At 34.7% G+C, this 20,547-nt stretch carries 21 protein-coding genes; 5 read left to right on the top strand and 16 right to left on the bottom strand.

Annotated elements, in window-relative coordinates; translation table 11 throughout:
- Position 1: 1 nt before the first annotated feature.
- From ffh to GVV10_RS06685, 4 genes are read right to left on the bottom strand one after another with little or no spacing between them, the layout of a single operon-like run.
- Entirely contained in the window at positions 2-1,297 is a 1,296-nt protein-coding gene (ffh, locus tag GVV10_RS06700; protein ID WP_159520967.1) for a signal recognition particle protein, read from the bottom strand.
- Positions 1,298-1,306: 9 nt separating this feature from the next.
- Entirely contained in the window at positions 1,307-2,509 is a 1,203-nt protein-coding gene (gene thiI, locus GVV10_RS06695) for a tRNA uracil 4-sulfurtransferase ThiI (protein ID WP_159520965.1), read from the bottom strand.
- Positions 2,496-3,641, bottom strand: coding sequence for a cysteine desulfurase family protein (locus GVV10_RS06690; protein WP_159520963.1), 1,146 nt, complete (start codon positions 3,639-3,641; stop codon positions 2,496-2,498). Before GVV10_RS06690 ends, thiI begins: the two co-directional genes overlap by 14 nt.
- On the bottom strand, positions 3,622-5,361 hold the full coding sequence (locus GVV10_RS06685; RefSeq protein ID WP_159520961.1) for a septation ring formation regulator EzrA: 1,740 nt from the start codon (positions 5,359-5,361) through the stop codon (positions 3,622-3,624). The genes GVV10_RS06690 and GVV10_RS06685 overlap by 20 nt, the downstream gene beginning before the upstream one ends.
- 341 nt (positions 5,362-5,702) lie before the next feature.
- Here GVV10_RS06685 and rpsD point away from each other — a divergent pair, with 341 nt between their 5' ends.
- Positions 5,703-6,305: a 30S ribosomal protein S4 gene (gene rpsD / locus GVV10_RS06680; protein ID WP_159520959.1), complete on the top strand. Its 603-nt coding sequence runs from the start codon at positions 5,703-5,705 to the stop codon at positions 6,303-6,305.
- 39 nt (positions 6,306-6,344) lie between these two features.
- Here rpsD and GVV10_RS06675 read toward each other — a convergent pair whose 3' ends face one another.
- Both GVV10_RS06675 and GVV10_RS06670 read right to left on the bottom strand, forming a co-directional pair.
- Entirely contained in the window at positions 6,345-6,875 is a 531-nt protein-coding gene (locus GVV10_RS06675) for a chromate transporter (protein WP_159520949.1), read from the bottom strand.
- Complete coding sequence (locus GVV10_RS06670) at positions 6,862-7,422, bottom strand: chromate transporter (RefSeq protein WP_159520947.1); 561 nt, start codon at positions 7,420-7,422, stop codon at positions 6,862-6,864. The genes GVV10_RS06675 and GVV10_RS06670 overlap by 14 nt, the downstream gene beginning before the upstream one ends.
- A gap of 95 nt (positions 7,423-7,517) precedes the next feature.
- Between GVV10_RS06670 and GVV10_RS06665 the strand changes: the two genes are divergently transcribed.
- Positions 7,518-8,345: a LysR family transcriptional regulator gene (locus GVV10_RS06665; protein WP_159520945.1), complete on the top strand. Its 828-nt coding sequence runs from the start codon at positions 7,518-7,520 to the stop codon at positions 8,343-8,345.
- 40 nt (positions 8,346-8,385) lie between these two features.
- On the opposite strand, the gene GVV10_RS06660 is transcribed toward GVV10_RS06665, so the two are convergent.
- The 10 genes from GVV10_RS06660 to sufC all read right to left on the bottom strand — a co-directional run bounded on the left by GVV10_RS06660 (position 8,386) and on the right by sufC (position 18,055).
- Positions 8,386-8,976, bottom strand: coding sequence for a hypothetical protein (locus GVV10_RS06660; protein WP_159520943.1), 591 nt, complete (start codon positions 8,974-8,976; stop codon positions 8,386-8,388).
- 14 nt (positions 8,977-8,990) lie between these two features.
- The gene (gene tyrS, locus GVV10_RS06655) at positions 8,991-10,241 is read right to left on the bottom strand and encodes a tyrosine--tRNA ligase (RefSeq protein ID WP_159520940.1); all 1,251 of its coding nucleotides are present in this window, start codon (positions 10,239-10,241) and stop codon (positions 8,991-8,993) included.
- 10 nt (positions 10,242-10,251) lie between these two features.
- Positions 10,252-11,496: a citrate lyase holo-[acyl-carrier protein] synthase gene (locus GVV10_RS06650; protein WP_159520938.1), complete on the bottom strand. Its 1,245-nt coding sequence runs from the start codon at positions 11,494-11,496 to the stop codon at positions 10,252-10,254.
- A 246-nt stretch (positions 11,497-11,742) separates the two neighbouring features.
- A complete protein-coding gene (locus GVV10_RS06645; RefSeq protein WP_159520936.1) occupies positions 11,743-12,864 on the bottom strand; it encodes an MFS transporter in 1,122 nt (373 codons plus the stop codon).
- Positions 12,861-13,397 carry a 5-formyltetrahydrofolate cyclo-ligase gene (locus GVV10_RS06640; protein ID WP_159520934.1) on the bottom strand — a complete coding sequence of 179 codons (537 nt, stop codon included), beginning with the start codon at positions 13,395-13,397 and terminating at the stop codon, positions 12,861-12,863. The genes GVV10_RS06645 and GVV10_RS06640 overlap by 4 nt, the downstream gene beginning before the upstream one ends.
- Positions 13,390-14,790: a Fe-S cluster assembly protein SufB gene (sufB, locus tag GVV10_RS06635; protein WP_201290015.1), complete on the bottom strand. Its 1,401-nt coding sequence runs from the start codon at positions 14,788-14,790 to the stop codon at positions 13,390-13,392. Before sufB ends, GVV10_RS06640 begins: the two co-directional genes overlap by 8 nt.
- Positions 14,783-15,235 carry a Fe-S cluster assembly sulfur transfer protein SufU gene (gene sufU / locus GVV10_RS06630; protein ID WP_159520930.1) on the bottom strand — a complete coding sequence of 151 codons (453 nt, stop codon included), beginning with the start codon at positions 15,233-15,235 and terminating at the stop codon, positions 14,783-14,785. Before sufU ends, sufB begins: the two co-directional genes overlap by 8 nt.
- Before the next feature lie 12 nt (positions 15,236-15,247).
- Positions 15,248-16,459, bottom strand: a complete 1,212-nt coding sequence (locus tag GVV10_RS06625) for an aminotransferase class V-fold PLP-dependent enzyme (RefSeq protein WP_159520928.1) — start codon at positions 16,457-16,459, stop codon at positions 15,248-15,250.
- Entirely contained in the window at positions 16,447-17,241 is a 795-nt protein-coding gene (locus tag GVV10_RS06620; RefSeq protein ID WP_159520926.1) for a SufB/SufD family protein, read from the bottom strand. Before GVV10_RS06620 ends, GVV10_RS06625 begins: the two co-directional genes overlap by 13 nt.
- Positions 17,234-18,055, bottom strand: a complete 822-nt coding sequence (gene sufC, locus GVV10_RS06615; protein WP_159520924.1) for a Fe-S cluster assembly ATPase SufC — start codon at positions 18,053-18,055, stop codon at positions 17,234-17,236. Before sufC ends, GVV10_RS06620 begins: the two co-directional genes overlap by 8 nt.
- Positions 18,056-18,192: 137 nt before the next feature.
- On the opposite strand from sufC, the gene GVV10_RS06610 reads away from it, so the two are divergent.
- The 3 genes from GVV10_RS06610 to GVV10_RS06600 all read left to right on the top strand — a co-directional run bounded on the left by GVV10_RS06610 (position 18,193) and on the right by GVV10_RS06600 (position 20,542).
- A complete protein-coding gene (locus GVV10_RS06610; RefSeq protein ID WP_159520922.1) occupies positions 18,193-19,167 on the top strand; it encodes a peptidylprolyl isomerase in 975 nt (324 codons plus the stop codon).
- Positions 19,164-20,072, top strand: coding sequence for a peptidyl-prolyl cis-trans isomerase (locus tag GVV10_RS06605; protein WP_159520920.1), 909 nt, complete (start codon positions 19,164-19,166; stop codon positions 20,070-20,072). The genes GVV10_RS06610 and GVV10_RS06605 overlap by 4 nt, the downstream gene beginning before the upstream one ends.
- A gap of 71 nt (positions 20,073-20,143) precedes the next feature.
- A complete protein-coding gene (locus tag GVV10_RS06600) occupies positions 20,144-20,542 on the top strand; it encodes an HIT family protein (RefSeq protein ID WP_159520917.1) in 399 nt (132 codons plus the stop codon).
- Positions 20,543-20,547: the final 5 nt, after the last annotated feature.

Raw genomic sequence — 20,547 nt, 5'->3', positions numbered from 1 at the left:
TTTAACCCATCATGCGTGATAACATACGCATTTGCTTTTGCATTTTTTTATATTGGTTTAAAAGTCTGTTCACATCCGTTGTTGTTGTACCAGACCCTTTCGCAATTCTACGTTTGCGCGACGAACGAATTAAATCAGGATTATTTCTTTCTTCTTTTGTCATACTTTGAATCATTGCTTCTGTTTTTTTAATTCCTTCACTTGCGTCAGCATCATCAATTTGACCAGCAAATTGATTTGCTCCTGGAACCATCTTCAACAACCCTGATAAAGGCCCCATTTTAGAGACTTGTTGTAGTTGAACTAACATATCATCAAGGGTAAATTGGCCTTTCATCATGCGCTCAGCTGCTTTCTCACTCGCCTCTAAGTCCATTTTTTCTTCAGCTTTTTCAACAAGTGAAACAATATCTCCCATACCTAGAATTCGAGATGCAATTCGATCTGGGTGGAATAATTCTAAATCTTCAATGTTTTCTCCCATCCCAACAAACTTAACAGGAACTTGAGTTAAGGAACGGACTGATAAAACAGCCCCACCACGAGTATCACCATCAAATTTAGTTGCAAATAAACCCGTAAGGTTTAATTTGTTTTTGAATCCTTGAGCAACATTAATAATATCTTGACCACTCATCGCATCAACACTCAAAAGAATTTCATCCGCTTGAGTTATCTTCTCAATATCAACAAGTTGTGTCATTAATTCATCATCAATTTGTAGACGTCCTGCCGTATCAATTAAAATAACATCAAAATCTTTTCCATGATTCAATGCTTCTTTCACAACATTTTGTGGTGTAGAATCTGCTTGACTATAGACTTCGACACCAATTTGCTCTCCAAGAATATGAAGTTGCTCAATTGCCGCTGGACGCGCTAAGTCAGCTGCGACAAGTAATACTTTTTTGTTTTCTTTTTCTTTTAAATGTTTTGCAAGTTTAGCAATACTGGTCGTTTTACCACTCCCTTGCAATCCAACCATCATTAAGACACCCGGTTTATTATTAAAGTTTAAACCAGCATTTTCTTCGCCTAATATTTCAACAAGTTTATCATTAACCACTTTGATAAACATTTGAGCTGGATCAACACCTTTAGGAACTTTCATTCCCATTGATTCTTTTTTAACATAATCCAACAATTCCTGGATAACATCCAAGTTAACATCCGCTTCTAATAATGAAATTCGAATTTCTGATAAAGCATCTTGGATATTTTTTTCCGATAATTTACCTTTTCCACTAAGGTTTCTAAATGTATCTTGTAATTTATTTGTCAATTGATCAAACGCCATTTTGTCCTCCTATAAGAATGATTCTTCTTCCTCTTCTTCATGATATCTAAAATCAACAACTTCAACATTGTCAATCGCTTCGCTAATTAAGGTATCAACATCAAAATATGATTCAAAACGGTCTATTTTATCACGTTTTGGTTTAGTGACTGGGTTTTTAGGTGTGAAAATCGTGCAACAGTCTTCAAATGGTAAAATAGAAGTCTCATATGTTCCGATTTTCTTTGCTAAGTTAATAATTTCAATTTTATCATAAGTAATGAGCGGACGTAAAATCGGTAAGCCATCATTGATTGCTGTAATACTATTCATACTTTCCAAGGTTTGTGAAGCTACCTGACCTAAACTTTCACCATTCGCAATTGCTAAACAATTTTTCTTCTCAGCCAACTGATTCGCAATTCTTAGCATAAATCGTCGCATCATTGTAATTGAATAACTTTCTGGAACTTTCTCATTGATTTCTAATTGTATATCAGTGAACGGAATAATATGAACACGAATATCATTTTGATATTTCCCAAGTTCTTTGGCTAAATCAAGCACTTTTTTCTGCGCTTGGGCTGATGTATAAGGTGGAGATGCAAAATGAACAAATTCAAGACGTACACCCCGCTTCATCATGAGATGAGCTGCAACAGGCGAATCAATCCCACCCGAAAGCATAAGCATTACCTTTCCTTGTATTCCAACAGGATACCCTTGAGCACCCAGTATTTTTCCCATCATGATGTAGCTTGTATCGCCTCTAATTTCAACAATAACTGATATATCTGGGTTATGGACATCAACCTTTAGATTTGTATTCTGTAAAATCTTACTCGCAACATGGCGATTAATTGTATCAGAGTTGTGTTCAAATGTTTTATCATGACGACGCGCAAAGACTTTAAATGTCGCCCCTTCTTCCATTCGTATCAAATCAAGCGCTTTTTCAGCAATGATATCCAAATCTCGCTCTGTTTTAATCGCAAGCGAAAAGGAACTTAAGCCAAAAACATGACGTAATTCTTCGCTAACCGCTAAACCATCTTCACCATTTAAATTAATGTATAGACGATCATAAGTTGTCTTATACGTTAATGCTTCAAATTGCTTTAATTGACCTTTAATATTTCTAAGGAGCTGATTGGTAAAATTTCTTCGGTTTTTTCCTTTAGTCGATAACTCACCGTATCGACACATAATGTATTCATAATTAGTGTTTGACATATTCTTTAATCTCCATTATTTTCTCACATACTTCTACAATTTCTTCCATTGTATTATTACTCGATAAACTTAAACGAACGTTTGTCTTTAAACTTTGTTTCGATTTACCTAATGCTAATAATACATGAGATTCGGTATTTTTACTATGACAAGTACTTTGTGCCGAAACATAAATACCTTCATGATTTAAAGCATTCATCATAATTTCCGAATCAACATTAAGCACCGAAACATTAAAAATATAGGGGCTTGAGTCCTTAAAACTATGAATTTCGATACCTTCTTTTCCTGAAAAGAACTCCCATAAATATCGATACATTTCTCTAACTTTTTCATGGTTTTTGTGATAGTCTTCAAGCGCTAAGCGTAAGGTCTTAGACCATAGTATAACAGCTGGACTATTGGTTGTTCCACCTCTTAAAGCCTCTTGTTGTTGACCACCATGAATGATTGGTAGTATTTTAACGCCAGCCCTTTTTATCAATAAACCACTGCCTTTTAGCCCGCCAATTTTATGAGCTGAGTAGGAAATCATATCAATTTGCTTCATGGATATAGGGTGTTTCCCTAAAGCCTGAACACCGTCTACATGAAAGAAAGCTGAGGAATGTTTTCGAATAGTTTTAGCAAGTTCGCTTAAATTATTTATACTTCCTATTTCATTGTTGATTGCAAATAAAGAAACCAGTATGGTATCTTCACGCAAGGTTTTTTTCAACACATCGACTTCAACAACGCCTTGATCATTAACGGGTAAGTAGTCGACTTCAAATCCAAACGTTTCTTCAAGAACTTTGCATGTATTAAGGATTGATGCATGTTCAATTTCACTGGTTATAATATGTTTGCCTCGATCTTGATTTGCAAATGCAACACCCTGCAGTGCCCATGAGTTAGATTCACTTGCCCCAGAAGTATAAAAAATTTCATGGGGTAAAACAGATAAATCTTTCGCTAACTTTTCTTGGCTTTGTAGGATTAAACGTGAAACACGCTGACCGGCGTGATGCAATGAGTCAGCGTTAGCATAATATTTTTTCATCAAAACAGCAGCATCTTCAATAATTTCTTCCCGCATTGGAACCGTGCTTGCTGAATCTAAATAAATTGGGTTATTGTGCACTTTTTGCATTGTTTTTGATCATCTCCTCGTATTCTGAGTCGGGGCGATACTTATCAATCGAATTAATAATTGTCGTTAAACTCTGAGTGTATTCACCATTATTGAACGCTAATTCAGCTCGTGTTAATTGAGTATCAATATCTCCAATATAGGGTCTATAACGATTCGCATAAACAATGGCATTCTCAGACATATCAACAACACCAACAAGGTTATTAACGTTGTTGTGTAGTTTATAAATATAGTCAATCGCCTCATCAACTGTTGCGTTTAAAAGACTAACATCTAAACTCTCTTGATCAAGCATTTCTTTTATTTGATCAGTATAATTATATGCCTTGTGTAAATCACTTTGGTATTTTTGTGAAACACTTGGAAGTGATCTTTTTTTAATTCTTACTTGGACATCATTGATAATTAAATGTAATTTTAATAATTGTTTCTTTGCTCGGACTTCATCCGCATTCGCTTGTTCAACTTTTTCTTGTAAACCATTGAAATCCTCAAGCAAGATATTAACATCTTGTTTCAACTCTTTTACCGAAACTAAAATGCTCGATGCCGGAATATTCTCTTCATTTTTCATCCGAGAAATTTTTTGGTGTTTGTCATTATAATCCGCCAGTGTTTTTGCTGTTTCGTCAAGTTGTTCTTCAAATCCTGCAAAACCAAAACGAACTTCAATCCGAGCTGCTTCATGTTTTATTTCATTGAGACCTTGTGTCAAACCCGATAAGGAGTCACTCGATACTTCAAACAATTCTTCTAATTCAACATTTGCTTTATTTTCTTTTTGAATTTCTAGAACCATTTGCTCCAACCGTTTTTGACTCTCTGCTAAACTCTTAGACGTTGAGATAATCTCTCCATTAGCAATTTGTATGAGATCTTCTTTTAACACCTCACTCAATAAGGCAATATTTCGTGGTACCTCAAGATGGTCGATAAACACACCTTCTTGACGAACTCCTTGATACAATCTCGACACTTCATCAAGCAATTGCGGTATCAGTCCTTTAGCCCTTTCATATAATTTAGGTATACTATTTAAACGATCCTCAAACAATTTAATTTCTAGTTCAGTGTCTTCACTAACTTGTGCAGCCTTACCAAAATCTGATGCGTACATCCATTCTTCAAAGGTCGAAAACATATGCTCAATTTCTGAACCTTGGGCTTCTAATGTTTCATAACTGTCGCCCAATTTAGATTCTTTACCTTTCATTTCAGTTTTCAACGCTCTAAATTTATCTTTGAGACTGTTAATTTTCATCCTTTGTTGAGTTTCTTCTTCTAGAAGTGTCTCAAGCTGTTGATCAAGAATATATGTCCCTTTGAGTGCTTCATCTAAAACAATTTCAAGCTCTTCGAATAAGTAGCTCGCCTCTTTATATTTTCCATATGCCAAAGCATCATTCGCATCGCCCATCTGGTTGACGATGTTGTCTTGTTTAGAACGAATAGACTCAAAATCATCTTTGCATGAGTCGACATCTCTCGCAATCTTATGGTTAACTTTAGCTAAGCCTGTTGCTTTATTAATTTTAAAAAGAATCGGAATACTCATTAACTCATTGTACTTAACTTCAAGTTCATCAAAACGGTTACTTAATTGTTTCTTCTTTCTTTGTCGAATTAACATAAAAACCAGGACCAAAAGAAGCCCTACTACGATTGCGATTATTATTTTTTGCTCGTTTAAAAACTTCAATATATCGTTATAGTTCATTTACTCACCTCATTGTTAATATTGTACCATATTTCTAAAGTATAGGTTAAGAATAATCCATGATAATTTCAAGAAATATCGCTTGCGTGAACTCAATTTTAATGAATAATTACAAACAGAAATAATGGAATGATTAAATATTTCGATATTAATTGACATTTACAACGTAATTTCGTATTATATATAAGCGTCATTATGCACAGCATACAAAGTTAGTAGCCATTAGTTTGTCCCGCGGCAGGTGCCAAAGTACCAAAGCTGTAAATGGGAAACGGCTTAGATAAACTCAACTATTAATAATTTGTAAACTTGCGATATATGACATTATAGGAGGTCAATACATGGCAAGAATTAAAGAACCAGTATGGAAAAGATCCCGTCGTTTAGGTTTCTCAATCCTTGAAACAGGAGAAGAACTACAACGTCGTAACTATCCACCTGGACAACACGGACAAGGACGTCGTGCAAAATTATCGAACTATGCTTTACAATTACAAGAAAAACAAAGAATCCGTTTTACATACGGTGTGAATGAGAAGCAATTCTTCAACACATACAACCGTGCTATTAAAATGGATGGTGTTACGGGTCATAACTTCATGTTCTTATTAGAACAACGTTTAGACAATGTCGTCTATCGCATGAACTTAGCACGTACACGTCGTGGAGCAAGACAACTTGTTAACCACGGTCACATCTTAGTTGATGGTAAAAAAGTGGATATTCCATCATTTACAGTTCAACCAGGACAAACAATTGAAGTTAAAGAATCATCAAGAAACATGGCTTCAATCAAAGATGCATTAGAAGCTAATGTAGCAATGGTTGATTATGTTGAATTCGATAAAGAAAGCAAAAAAGGTATCTTTACACGTTTACCTGAACGTAGCGAACTTAATCAAGAAATCAACGAAGCACTTGTTGTTGAATTCTACAATAGATAATTTTTTAAAAAGAACCGACTATATCGGTTCTTTTTTTGTTTAGTAGAACAGCAAGCCAAACACTGCACCAATTAATAAGATTGTTACTGTATTCATTTTCTCTTTCCACGCTAAATACGAGGCACTTACGATAAAAATAATCGATAAGCCATCAAAACTACGATTTTCATTAAAAATTTGAATAACATTGACACTCGCAATCGAAATAAGTGCAAAAGCAGAGATTGATAAAGAATTTAATATTTTTTGACTTTTATCCGATTGTAAGTCTTTAATCAAGGTCTTGATTAAAAAAATGGTGATGAGCAAACCGGGTAATACACTTCCTAATGTTGCGAAAACCGCACCCAAAATACCATCTAACTTATACCCAACAAATGTCGATACATTAACCGCTAATGGACCTGGTGTTATCTGTGAGATTGTGATGATATCTGCAAACTCTTTTAAATGAATCCACCCATATTTTCTTACAACATTTGCTTCAATTAAGGGAATTACTGCATAACCACCACCAAAACTGTATAAACCAATTTTAAAGAATTCAAAGACAATTCTAATGAGTTGCATTGTGTATCTCCTTCAGACCTAATGTCGATACAAGAAAATAATTTAAAATGATCAAAACAGGAATCGGTAAGCTAGAAAAATACACAAGAATAAAAAATAGACCAGCCAATATATGCGCCTTAATGCCAAGTCGTTTAAAAAGATTGAAAAACATCGTCAAATTTAATCCTATCATGATCGCAATGACTGACAAATCAAGGCCATTGATCATTGATTGAATGATGTTATTTTCAATTAAAACATTATAAAACCGACTAACTAGAACAATAATTATAAACGGAGGTATAATACTTCCGATGACCGCCACAACTGCCCCTAACAGCCCCCTTAACCTATACCCTATCCCTCCTGTGAAATTAAGAGCAATTGCTCCAGGTGCTGACTGAGAGATGCTTGAAATCTGCTCTAACTCATCTGCTGTTAAACCTTTCCTTTTAACGACATATTCATTTTTCAATATTGGGATAATTAAATAACCTCCACCAAACGAAACCAGACTCGTCGTAAAAGATATAATAAAAATATTCACTAAACTTAATGTTTCCAATCTAATTCACCTCCTCACCATTATATCCACCCTATGGTATAATGATAAATACATAGTTAGAATATTACTATAACAGAAAGGTTATCGGTGAATTCATGACAATTAGAGAAATGACAATATTTAAATCTGTTTTTGAAACCTTGTCCATGACCCGTAGTGCACACAATCTATATATATCACAGCCTGCAGTTTCAAAGACTATTTCCGACATTGAAAACAAAATTCAAACATCACTTTTTATAAGAGAGAGAGGAAAGCTTAGGCGAACTGACTTTGCCATTAATTTGTATGATAAAGTATGCAGAATTCTAATAGAGGTCGAAAACTTAACCGAAGTTCCGGCGAAGCCGCTTAAACTTGCAAGCAGCATTACGCTTGCAAATACACAATTACATAAAATATTAAATGCCTCACCAGCACTGAGAGTTTCAGTTGTTAATGCAGATGATGTCATCAAAAGTGTTTTAAATGATCAGGTAGATTTTGGGATTGTTGAAGGGAGTTATAATAATCCTGAGCTTTCGATCGAACTCATTCGACATATTAAACTGGAGTTTTTTGTTTCAAAAAAATATAAACCAAATATCAAAACTATCGATGAACTTTTACAAGAAAAAATCTTGCTTCGAGAAGAAGGAAGCTCTATTCGAATTGCATTTGATAGCCTATTAAATAGTCAAGCACTGAATTATACGCCTACTTTTACTTCTGTCAACTCTGAAGTCATCGCAAGCACTATTCTCAATTTAGATTCTATGGCCATCGGCCTTTTACCTTTTGATCTCATTAATACACATCATTTCAGGCTATTGGAAATTAAAGACTTAAGTTTAAAAACACCTGTACAACTCGTTTATCGTAAAGATAAACACCTAAATCAAGAAGCTGTAAACTTACTAGATCTAATTAGAGCCACAATCTAAAAAAAGTGTCCCATTTAACAACGGAACACTTTTTTATAGTTTAATCTTTTTTATCGTCTTTTTTATCGTCTTTTTTCTCTTCTTTTTTGTTGTCTTTCTTATCGTCCTTTTTATTATCTTCTTTTTTGGGTTCTTCATACTCCAAATCGAATTCTAAAAATTCTCGATAGGTGTTTAATTTCCTATTATCTGTAAAACTAACAATCACTTGAATGTTCACTTTAGGTTGATTAATTTCTCCTAGCAGCTTGAATCCATTCATGTAATTTTCTGATACTCTTTCTTGATTTGGAATCATATTATACGGTTCCTTCTCAAATATTCCTGCATTTGGCATCATTTTATCTTCAGCATTATAGTTTTTCTTATCCTCAACAACCATTATTTTTATATCATACATCGCAATTTTGGGGTCATCAACAATAATTTCATAAACATACTGCTCACCTTGTTTCCCAATTTTCGCATCAATCGCGAAATATGGCGATGAATCAGAAAATTTATCATTATCCAGTACTGTCTGATAATAGGATTGGTATTGAAGAACTTGTTCATTGTATTCTTTGCCTTTGGATAGAGAACACCCTTGCAATAATACAACGACTAATAGCATAAGAACGATTTTTTTCATAATCGATTAGCCTCCTAGTCTACGTGCTTTAAAACAAAATATGTTTTCTTGCCACGTCGAATAATCGTTAACTCATCAGCAATCAATGATGTTTCATCAATTACGTAGTCTAAATCCTTAATTTGTTCACCATTTATATATAAGGCGCCCCCTTCGATCAGTTGACGTGCTTCACGTTTACTTGGGAATACTTTGGATGCAACTAAGACATCCACAATGTTTCCATATTCTTTGAGTTCATGAGTACTCATCCCTTTAAACGCTTGATGAATTTCTTCATTCGATAATGTTTTAATTTGACCAGAAAATAAAGCTTCGGTTATATTTAAAGCTTGTTGTAATCCTTCATCACCAAACACAATTGAGGTTAATTCTTCTGCTAATGAACGCTGTGCTAATCGCTTATGTGGTTCTTTCTCAAAAGACTCTATAATTGCCTTAATTTCATCAACAGAGCGTAATGACAATCGCTTTAGAAAATCAATAACGTCCGCATCACTTGTATTATAAAAGAATTGGTAAAATTCATAAGGACTTGTTCGATTATGATCAAGCCAAACGTTAGCACCTTCACTCTTACCAAACTTTGTTCCATCAGACTTCATAATTAAATGAGATGTAACACCGTAAACTTTCGCATCGTTACCCTTCATCTTACGAATTAAATCAGCACCTGCAACCAAGTTACCCCACTGATCTGAGCCACCAATTTGCAATTCGATATTTTCCTGTTCATAGAGATGCAAAAAGTCAATAGCCTGTAAGATAATATAAGAAAACTCAGTATAAGAAATTCCTGAATCTAAACGACTCGCTACTGTTTCTTTTGCAAGCATTGTATTGACACTAAAGTGTTTACCATAATCACGTAAAAATTCTAACATTTGAATTCCCGTGAGCCAATCTGCATTATTCATAATTTTTATAGGGTTATCATCCGATGTCAATATTCTAACGATTTGTTCTGAAATCCCATCAAAGTTTTTTTGTAAATCCTCATCATTCAGTAACTGACGCTCCGTTGTTGGACGTGGATCACCAATCATCCCAGTTGCACCACCAATTACTGCAATTGGATGATGACCTACACGCTGATAACGCTTCAGTAAAATTAATTGTTGAAGATGACCTACATGAAGTGAATCAGCAGTAGGATCGAATCCACAATATAATGTTACCGGAGTCTTTAATCGTTCTTCAAGACCTTCACGATCCGTTACATCCTTAACTAAACCTCGCCATTGCAACTCTTCTAATAATGTCATAAGACCTCCACTAATGATTTGTATCAAATAATATTTTTATTTTTAAATAATTTCGTTGTAATACATCCAACATGCATGTAACAACCAAAAGTGTTGTTGCATCATGTGGGTACAAGTAACTTGAAGTACAGAATTTATTCAATTCATCCCATTTATCTTCTTTAAAAATCAGATTTTTAGCTAAAAATTGTGCTTTCATTAAGTTCTTTTCGCCATTATAAGTCACAATTGAATAATCATCATAACGACTCATAATAAAGAGTAATGTCGATATGACTGATCGATTTTTCTGATAAAAAGGAACATAATGATTAAACGCCTCACGATAACCCGTGAAAGCAATGTCATAACGCTCTCGTTCATTTTCAAACTCAGTAAATCCTTCAATCTCAACTGCAATTTTTTTAATCTGCTTCGTGATATCTGCATATCCTCTGGAATTAATAAAAGCAAAGAGCACCGTACTTGTCATAAAAACTGTATAAAAGTATGATTCTTGATTTAAGACCGAAATTTTAATCTTCTGATTAACCATTTCTTGAAATGCAAGAATTGATTCCGGATCTTTACTGTTATAATTAAATATATTCAACGTTTCATCACGATACGTGCGAACAAGGTGAATAAATTTTTCAAAATTCATATGCTCGTTGCTTCCACGATAATTAGGTCCATACATGCCAAACCCAATCGATTTAGTATAGGCACTTACATAAGAATACATTAAAATATTTGATAAGATTGTTTGCTTATCACCTTTTAACATATAGTTTTCTATTTCTTTAAAGAACTTACGTTCATATTCATCATCATCGATTTCACTCTCAAGTAAACTATCAAGAGATGTTTGTGTAAACTTATCAACCCGACTCGCAACATTAATATCTTCACGACTAACATGAGTATCTTTATCAAATACATCACTATCAATGGCAAAACCTAAAGGATGATAATCTTCGTAATGAACAAGAATGTCTTTTATCTTATCGGCCGATTCTTCAAGCTTAATATAGAAAATCAAACCTTCTTCATCAAACGTATAAGACCAGGATTCAAGCATGAATCGATCCCATAACTCAAAAAATATCGTAAAAATAGCATACGACAATAAGTGATGCTTGCGATTTTTTCCTGCATAAGCGGTCTTTAGAACGAGAAGTGATCCTTCTTGCCCCTCAATCATACCTTGCATAAGAGATTTTCTTTTAATTCGAAGTTCTTTAATTGATTCAGATTTTAATTGCACAACTTTCATAATCCAACCTCTTTCATCTTTACTATTCTATCAAAAAAAACCGCAATTTGTAAGCATATTGTACCATATAATAGAAAAAAGGCCCAAAGGCCTTTTTAATTTTTTATAACTACAAGGAAAATCTGATGTTCTATTCTTTTAAGGAGAAGAAAATAGTATTCAGATGCAAACCATTTCTTGGTTTACATGTATATAATACGTCATGTTTGTGGAGCATATATGATAACATTATGTGAAACCGTGTGTTTACTTATAGAGCTTCATAAGCCCAAACGGAATCAATAAACTTAACCCAAAAATAATGATTGTCGTTGAAAGACTAAACATAGTAATGAGTGCATTACTGACAAGTGGCGCAAGAACTGAAGATAGTCCAATACTCAATGAAACAGCAACCATTTGACCACTGGACCTTAAATGTTCTGGGACCTGAGCAAAGACTAAATATTTTTGGGTAATTAAAATGATTGGGAATGTGATAGCTTGCAGTAACGAAAGAGCAATAATCATCCATGTGTGTGACGACAAACCGATTAAAATGAAACGAACACATAAAATTAACAAGGCAATTCTTAGTAATTTTTGTGGACTTCGTTTACGGAATAATCTTGCACCGACATAAAGAATTGGAATTTCACTCATTGCTTGCACAAAAACCCGAAGACCAACCGCTTGGGCATCGCCACCCAATTCAAACATATACTCTGTCACAATCAGCGGGTCTGTATTATAAATTAAATACACAAAGAAATAAACAACAATTAACAAAATATAATTTTTATTCTTGAGTAAGAGTTTGAGATCACTCATCTTTAAGCTTTCTCGTTCTTCTTTACTGGCGTCTGTTGCTTTGCTTGCAAGCCAGACCAGCAATAAACCTAAAATTGCTGAGGAATAACCTAAAATATTATAACCATATTTTAAGACAAGGTACCCTGATAATAAGGAAGCTATTGCCCATCCAAGTGAACCAAAGCTCCGTAAATAACTAAAATCATGATGTAGCTCATCAACTTCTAATACCCAAGTTTCAAATAAATTAGCAACAATCCGTGTGGAACCAACAGTCACAGATAATACGAAAAAGTGGTACATAAAGTTTACATGGTCATAATTAAAATTTAAGATACCTGCTATAGCCGTTAGATACGTTAAAAGAACAACAAAGCGTTTAATACTACCATGCTTATCACTTAGGTAGCCAAAGACAACCTGTCCTAACATTGAAAAAGCTGCATAGGCTGCGACTAAGTATCCGCGTTGCGCACTTGTATAACCAACACTAATTAAAAAAGGGACAATTTGTGTAAAAAGAAGCGCATGTGAAAAGAACATAACAAACATCATTAAGCCAAATCTACGTTTCATAGTTTCTCCTTTTCGGTCATGATATTGTCGCATTTGACATCATGACTTTCAATCGGAATATAATCAATCGCCTGAAATGAATACGCAATCCCTAAAGCATAACCGTTATAATCCTTCAGAAAACGATCATAATACCCGCCACCATAACCAATTCTATATAAATTCAAATCAAATGCTAACATCGGTACAACGATTATGTCAATACACGTTTTGCATACTATCTCACAGTATTCTTTCGGTTCTAAAATACCAAATGAAGACTCTCTTAAATCTTCTCTTGATTGAACACGATAAAAATCCATTGTTTTTCCGTTGACGCGAGGCAAGTATATTTTCTTTTGTTTCCATAAGCCTTCAATGACAGGCCAAAGATTCACTTCATGATTAAATGATGCGAAAAGTGCAATTGAATCAAAGGGTTCCAACTCAAACATTAAGTGTTTTTGAATCGTATGATCAAGCGCTTTCTTTTCATCCTGCAAAAGCGATGCGCGCTTTAATTTCATCGCATCCGCAATAGCCTTCTTATCCAACAGAGCCTTCCATTTCCAGTTTCATCAATTGATTTAACTCAACTGCATATTCCATCGGTAACTCTCGAGTAAACGGCTCCAAAAAGCCCATTATGATAGTTTCAGCAGCTTGTTCTTCTGATAATCCACGACTCATCAAATAAAACAATTCATCTTCTGATATTTTTGATACACGTGCTTCATGCTCAACCACTGACCCTTCAGTTTGAACGACATTAATAGGCATCGTGTCACTCTTTGATAAATTATCTAGGATCAATGTATCGCACTCAATCTTTGTTTTTGCATTAACTGAGTTCTTATCATGAGAAACAATTCCGCGATAATTCACCGTTCCACCGTTTCGCGAAACAGATTTTGAAATGATTGTACTTTGGGTATTGGGAGCTTTATGGATCATTTTTGCACCAGCATCTTGAAATTGATTTTTCCCCGCTACAGCAATTGAAATTGTCATCCCACGTGCATAGTCACCCGCAAGAACACACGACGGATACTTCATGGTTGTCTGTGCACCAATATTCCCATCGATCCATTCCATAAAGCCATGAGCTCCGACTGTTGCTCGTTTCGTAACAAGGTTGTACACATTTTTCGACCAATTTTGAATCGTTGTATAGCGACACTTCGCTTTATCATGAACAAAGATTTCAACAACCGCCGCATGCATCGATGATTTTGAATAGACAGGTGCCGTACATCCTTCGACATAATGAACATCTGCGCCTTCATCCACAATAATCAATGTTCGTTCAAATTGACCCATTTGTTCTGCATTAATTCTAAAATAAGACTGCAAGGGTTTGTCTAACTTAACGTTTTTAGGAACATAAATAAAGGTTCCACCCGACCAAACAGCCGTATTTAAGGCCGCAAACTTATTATCATTGTACGGGACCAATTCATTAAAATATTGTTTAACTAGATCAGGGTAATCTTTTAAGCCTGTATCCATATCAAAAAATAAAATCCCTTTATCTTCAACTTCTTGAAGCATATTATGGTAGACCATCTCTGAATCATATTGTGTAGCGACACCTGATAAAAACTTTGCCTCCGCTTCAGGTATCCCCAATCGCGCAAATGTTTCTCTGATTTCCTTAGGAACATCTTCCCATCGCGTTTCACTTTTTTCACTTGCACGCAAATAATAAATATATTCATCAAAATTAACCTTTGATAAATCAGCACCCCATTCTGGCATTGGAGCACTCATAAAGTGATGATAAGCTTTTAATCGATAATCTAGCATCCACTCTGGCTCATTTTTTATTTTGGATATTTCTCGTACAATGTCCTCACTTAATCCTAAACCAAATGAAACAACTGGTTCAACATCATCATGAAAACCATATTCATACTCTTCACTTGGTAGTCGTTCACGATCACTCATTGTCATAGTCTAATACTCCTTTCAAGGCAATTTGAACACCTTGCCATCCCAATCTCGCACAAGCAATACGATTGGCTTGTCGCCCCACATTTTTAAATGCATTGGCCTCTTGCATCATGTTTACATCAAATGTTTCAAGTCGCATCATTTTATCAAATTCTTTTATTATTTGCGATGCTTCTTCAAGCGTCTTATTTTTTAAAAGTTCAGTCATTATAGAGGTTGACGCTGTTGAAATTGTGCATGCACTTCCAATAAAACAAAGGTCTACAATTCGATTTTCTTTAACCTTGACATAAACAGTAATATCATCAATACAACTGTCTGTTTTCATATGTTTCATACGATACTCTTCTATTTTATCAGGAGTCCGTTTATTTCTAGGGTTTTCATAATGATCCATAATGATTTGTCTTAAAAACAATGGATCGTCAAAATAGTTCATCTTGTCCTCCTCTTATATATACAAATCGATACATTTTTCCAATGTAATATCTCTTAGCGCTTCAACCAAACGATCAACTTCTTCTTTTGTATTATAAAAAAGTAGTGACGCTCTAATTGTTTTAGATTTCTTCATGGTTGGGTCAAATGCTTTAGCACAATGTTCCCCAGTTCGCACTGCTATATCAAATGAATCAAGATATTGCGCCACATCCTGTGCAAAGATGCCTTTCACATTAAATGAAATAATTGACAAATCAGAGTTTGGATTGTAAATGACAACATTGTCTAACTTAGATAAATGTAAATAAGCATACTCATACAATTGTGAATTTAGAGATTCAATCGTTGATATCCCTTTTTCATTATAGTATTCAATGGCTTTTCTGAAACCGAGAACACCTTCAATATTTGGTGTTCCTGATTCAAATTTATAAGGCGCTTCTTTCAAAGTCATTGTTCCTTTAGTATCAAAATCTACATTACTTCCGCCACCAAAGAAAATAGGTTGGGTTTGTTTTAGAAGTTCAGCTTTTCCATATAAGACACCCACCCCTGTTGGACCTAGCATTTTATGAGCTGAAAAAGCAAAGAAATCAACATCTAAAGCTTTGACATCAACCTCGATATGCCCAACAGTTTGAGCACCATCAACAACAAGATACGCTTGGTTTTCATGAACAAGGTGACTCATTGTTTGGATATCACGAATATATCCTAAGACATTACTTGCATGAGCAATCGACACTAACTTCACCTTATCATGAAGTGCTTTTTTAAGATTATCTACTTGAATTTCACCATGTTCATCCGTCTCAATAAATTCGATGACAAAATCAAACTGCTGAGCCAGTGCATACCAAGGCAATAAATTCGATGCATGTTCTGTCTCATTCAGTAAAATTACGTCTCCCTTGCTTAAGGCTTGTGAGGCAAAGCCCATTGCAACAAGATTCAAACTCTCTGAGGCACCTGAGGTAAAGACTACCTCGTTTGAATCCGCATTAATGAAACATGCAACATCAATGCGTGTTTGGTCAAACAATCCACTGACTTTATGCGACAATTTGTAATCACCACGGTGAATATTTGCACCCAGGTGTTCATAATAATAACTCACTTCATCAATAACTTGTTGTGGTTTCAGGCTTGTTGCTGCATTATCAAAATAAGCTAATTCGGGATTGTTTTTTAAAAAGGGAAAATCTTTTCTTAGATTGTCCATGCTTCCATGACCTTGCTTTCAATTTCTTTTTCAAGAGTGTCTTTACTTTCTTGCTCTGGGATTAAATGAACAATCGGCATCAAATAGCCCAAAACAATCAGTTTAAGCGATTCTTGTCGAGTTAGTCCTCTTGATTGCAGGTAATAGATATGTTCTTCATTAGCCTGTCCAACAGATGCCGCATGGGATGCTGCAACATCATTTTCTTCAATCAACAATTGCGGATGAACAATCGTTTTTAAACCATCTCCCAGGTTCATAATCCGTGTCATTTGGTGAGTTTCTGATCCTGAGTTTCCATTTTCAATCTTCCCAATAATATCCAAATCCAAATGGGCATTTTTCAAAACAATCGCTTGATTGTTAACATTGGCTTTCGATCGTTTTGCTAAATGATTTGCCATGATACTCCATTTTATCGAATCAAAAGATAAGATAGCAGAATTTAAATCAAGCTCGCTATCATGACCTAAAAAGTTTGCGACAGTATTTTTAATATGACTACCATAACTCAGTTCGCCATAATTCATACTCAGTTTTGAAAACTCATGTAATCGAATATCTTCTGTTATGGTTAGAGATTTTGAACTACGGTTCATGACCAAGATACTCCAATTACCATAAGCTCCTAGGTCATAAATAAGATCAAGTGTTCCCTCACCATCAATTTCTAAAAATAGAGATCCTGAACTCTTATCATTAAACTCTAAAGTAAACGTTGTATCCGTTGTACTTTCGATTAAATGTTTATGAGAACCTGACGTAAAACTGATTTTACTCATCTTGATCACCAAAGTGTTCACGAATTGCACAAGATGCCATTGAAATCGGTCTTTGATGACGAGTTTCACCAGGTAAGTCAACACCAATCCAATCATATCCTTCTTGATCAATTTTTGTTACAAGGCTTGCATCGGACGATAAAACAATTCGACCATCAATCATAATGTGCGTGTGAGTCGGTTCAATAAACTCAAAGAATCTTTCGTAATGACTAACGACCATGAGCCCCATTTTTTTAATTTTTTGTTCTTCTTTTAAAACCTCAGCTACTAACGCTAAAGCATCAATATCTAAGCCAGAATCAATCTCATCAAGCATTGCAAAGCGTGGTTCAAGCATGATTAACTGTAATATTTCATTGCGTTTCTTTTCACCACCACTAAATCCTTCATTGAGGAATCGGTGCGCTAAGTCTTCACGCATTCTCAACCTCTCAATGTTTCCTTCCATGGATTTCACAAATTCAAATAACCCTATTGGTTCTTCTCGTCGTGCATTAAGTGCAGACTTTAAGAAATCTGAATTGGTGACACCAGGAACTTCTTGGGGATATTGCATTCCTAAAAAAAGACCTAATCGGCTTCTCTCATCAACCTCTAGTTCTAAAACATCAACATCATCAACAAACACAGAACCTGACGTAATTTCATAGCGAGGGTGTCCCATAATCGACATTAATAACGTCGACTTACCATTACCATTCGGACCCATAATCGCATGAATTTCATTTTCTTTAATCGTCAGATTGACACCTTTTAAAATTTCTTTACCATCTATTTCCACATGTAGATCTTCAATTTTTAGTGTTGCCATTTCTATAACCTCTTTTCCTTCTTCTTTGCCTTTTATTATAGCACAGAACTCACAAGAATCTCACTAGACCATTTATTGCATTCACGCCTTAAATCGCTTATAATTGTAAGGGTACTTATTTATGAAGGAGGACTTAAATGATTGACAATTTAAAAAAACATTGGTTTGTCGTCATTGTAGCAATTATTTTCTTGATTGGAATAATATACTTTGCAAATACACAAATCAACAGTGTTCTGAAGGGAAAACGTGTCGATGGTAAAGATGTTGTATCAGAAGTGAATAACGTTAATTTATTTGCTGATGACTACTATGATAAATTACTTGAAAAATACGGTGACCAAGAACTTTATAAACTGTTTGAAAGAGCAAGTTTAAATGCAATCCCATCAAGCGATGAAGATAAAAAGAAAGCAGAGGAAGATGCGAAGAAGCAAATTCAAGCAATCTCAGCACAGCAAGGTGCTCCTGGCTTAGAAAATTTAGATAAAGCGCTTGTCGCTTTAGGTTATAGTGGTAAAGATGAATTAGCTGTTTTCTATGAAAACATGACAAAAAAAGATAATATGACTGCTGAGTATCTCGAAGCCAACTATGACAAATATGTTAAAAAGTTTATTGAAGATAAACAACCACGTATGGTAAGTCATATCCTAATTACAATGGATGACTCATCCAAACCAACAGATGCTGAGCAACAAAAAATCAATAAAGTTGATGAAGCATTAAAAGGTGGTAAAAATTTCGGTGAAGTTGCGTTGGAATTCTCAGATGACCAACAAACAGCTCCAAACAAAGGTTCATTAGGCTATATGGATAAAGAAACAGAATATCAAGAAGAATTCTTAGCCTCAGCACTTTCGTTAAAACAAGGTGAAACAGGCGTTTGGATCAAAACAAGTTACGGACAACATTTAGTTCATATTGATTCAACAGATTACAAAGATTTCAAAACCGAACAAGGTTTCTTGTCAGCAATCAACAATGCAAATCCTGAACTTGAAGCTTTAGTTTTATGGAGTAAAGCGAAAGAATTAGATATCAAGTTCCACAACAAAGACATAGAAAAACGATTAAAAACGATTATGGGAATCGAGGATGATAAGCAATGAAAAAATTACTATTAGCCCTAGTTGCCCTCTTAGCTCTTACCGGGTGTAAAGATGCATTTGTCAACATATCTTCAGATCAAGATTTGTTTACAGTTGAAAAATCAACAACCACAAAGAAAGACTTATTCTCAGTCATGAAACATTATGATTCAGGTGTTATGCAAGCATCAATCCTACTTGATGAAGCAAAACAACAACTCATTAAAGATGTTGAAGTGGATGATACAATGAAAAAAGAGGCCAAAGAACAAATCGATTACTTAAAAGCAATGCTTGGTGAAAACTATATGCAAGTCATTAAAAATGTCGGTTATAATTCAGAAGAAGAATACATTGAAAAAATGTTATACCCTGAATACAAATTCAAAAAATTGGTTAAAGCTGAAATCGAAAAAGATTTTGAATCATTAAGTGAAGAATATAAACCACGTAAGATTAGAATTTTAGAAGTTGAAGCGAAGAAAGCAGACGCTGCTTTAAAACAATTAAAAGACGGGAAGAAGTTTGATGAGGTCGCTAAAGACAATGCTGTTGCTCAATCACAGTACAATGGCACCGAGCAAATTGTCCTTCTCAAATCATCACAGTTTCCTGCAGCAATCTCAGATTTCCTAAACAAGAGTAATGCACCAACGCTTAGTGAGGTCTTAAAAGACGACACAAAGCCTGACTCAGCATACATTGTTCAAGTTATCGAGGTTGAAGCTTCTAAATTTAAAGATGGAGCTTTAGGTGGATTAGCCATTAATCCTGATATCTTAGCAAAATATGAAGGTGTTGTTTACCGAAACAATAACTTCAAGGTCTATGATAAGGATATTTATGATAATCTAATGCAATCAAAACCTCACTATCTTGACAAAGATGCTGAAGTTCCAAAAGCTCAAAATCAAATGGGTATGTAATAAAAAGGGTCGATTCTTAACAGAATCAACCCTTTTCTTATGATATAATATCGATTACAAGGAGGTCATTTATGACTATATTTAGTAAAATAATCGACGGATCTATTCCATCAAAAAAAATATATGAAGACGATCAGTTTTTAGCCTTTTTAGACATATCACAAGCAAGTAAAGGACACACCCTCATCATCCCTAAAGACCCTACCATTTCAGTCCTAACAGCTAAACCCGATGTGGTTGCAGACATTAATGTTCTAGCGCAAAGACTTGCGAAACATTATGTAGAACATTTAAATGCACAGGGTGTCAATATTATAACTAATGCAAACCCAATTGCAGGACAAACAGTAGACCATTATCATGTCCATGTCATTCCCCGTTACAAAGAAGACGAACTAGAGTTCAAAACAAAAGATCAACAATTGGATCTTGATTCAGTGCATAAAGAAATTTTAGAATCGTTCAAATAAGAAAA

It is taken from the genome of Erysipelothrix urinaevulpis, assembly GCF_009828835.1.
Taxonomy (GTDB): domain Bacteria; phylum Bacillota_I; class Bacilli_A; order Erysipelotrichales; family Erysipelotrichaceae; genus Erysipelothrix; species Erysipelothrix urinaevulpis.
This window is presented reverse-complemented; position numbering and strand designations above follow the sequence as displayed.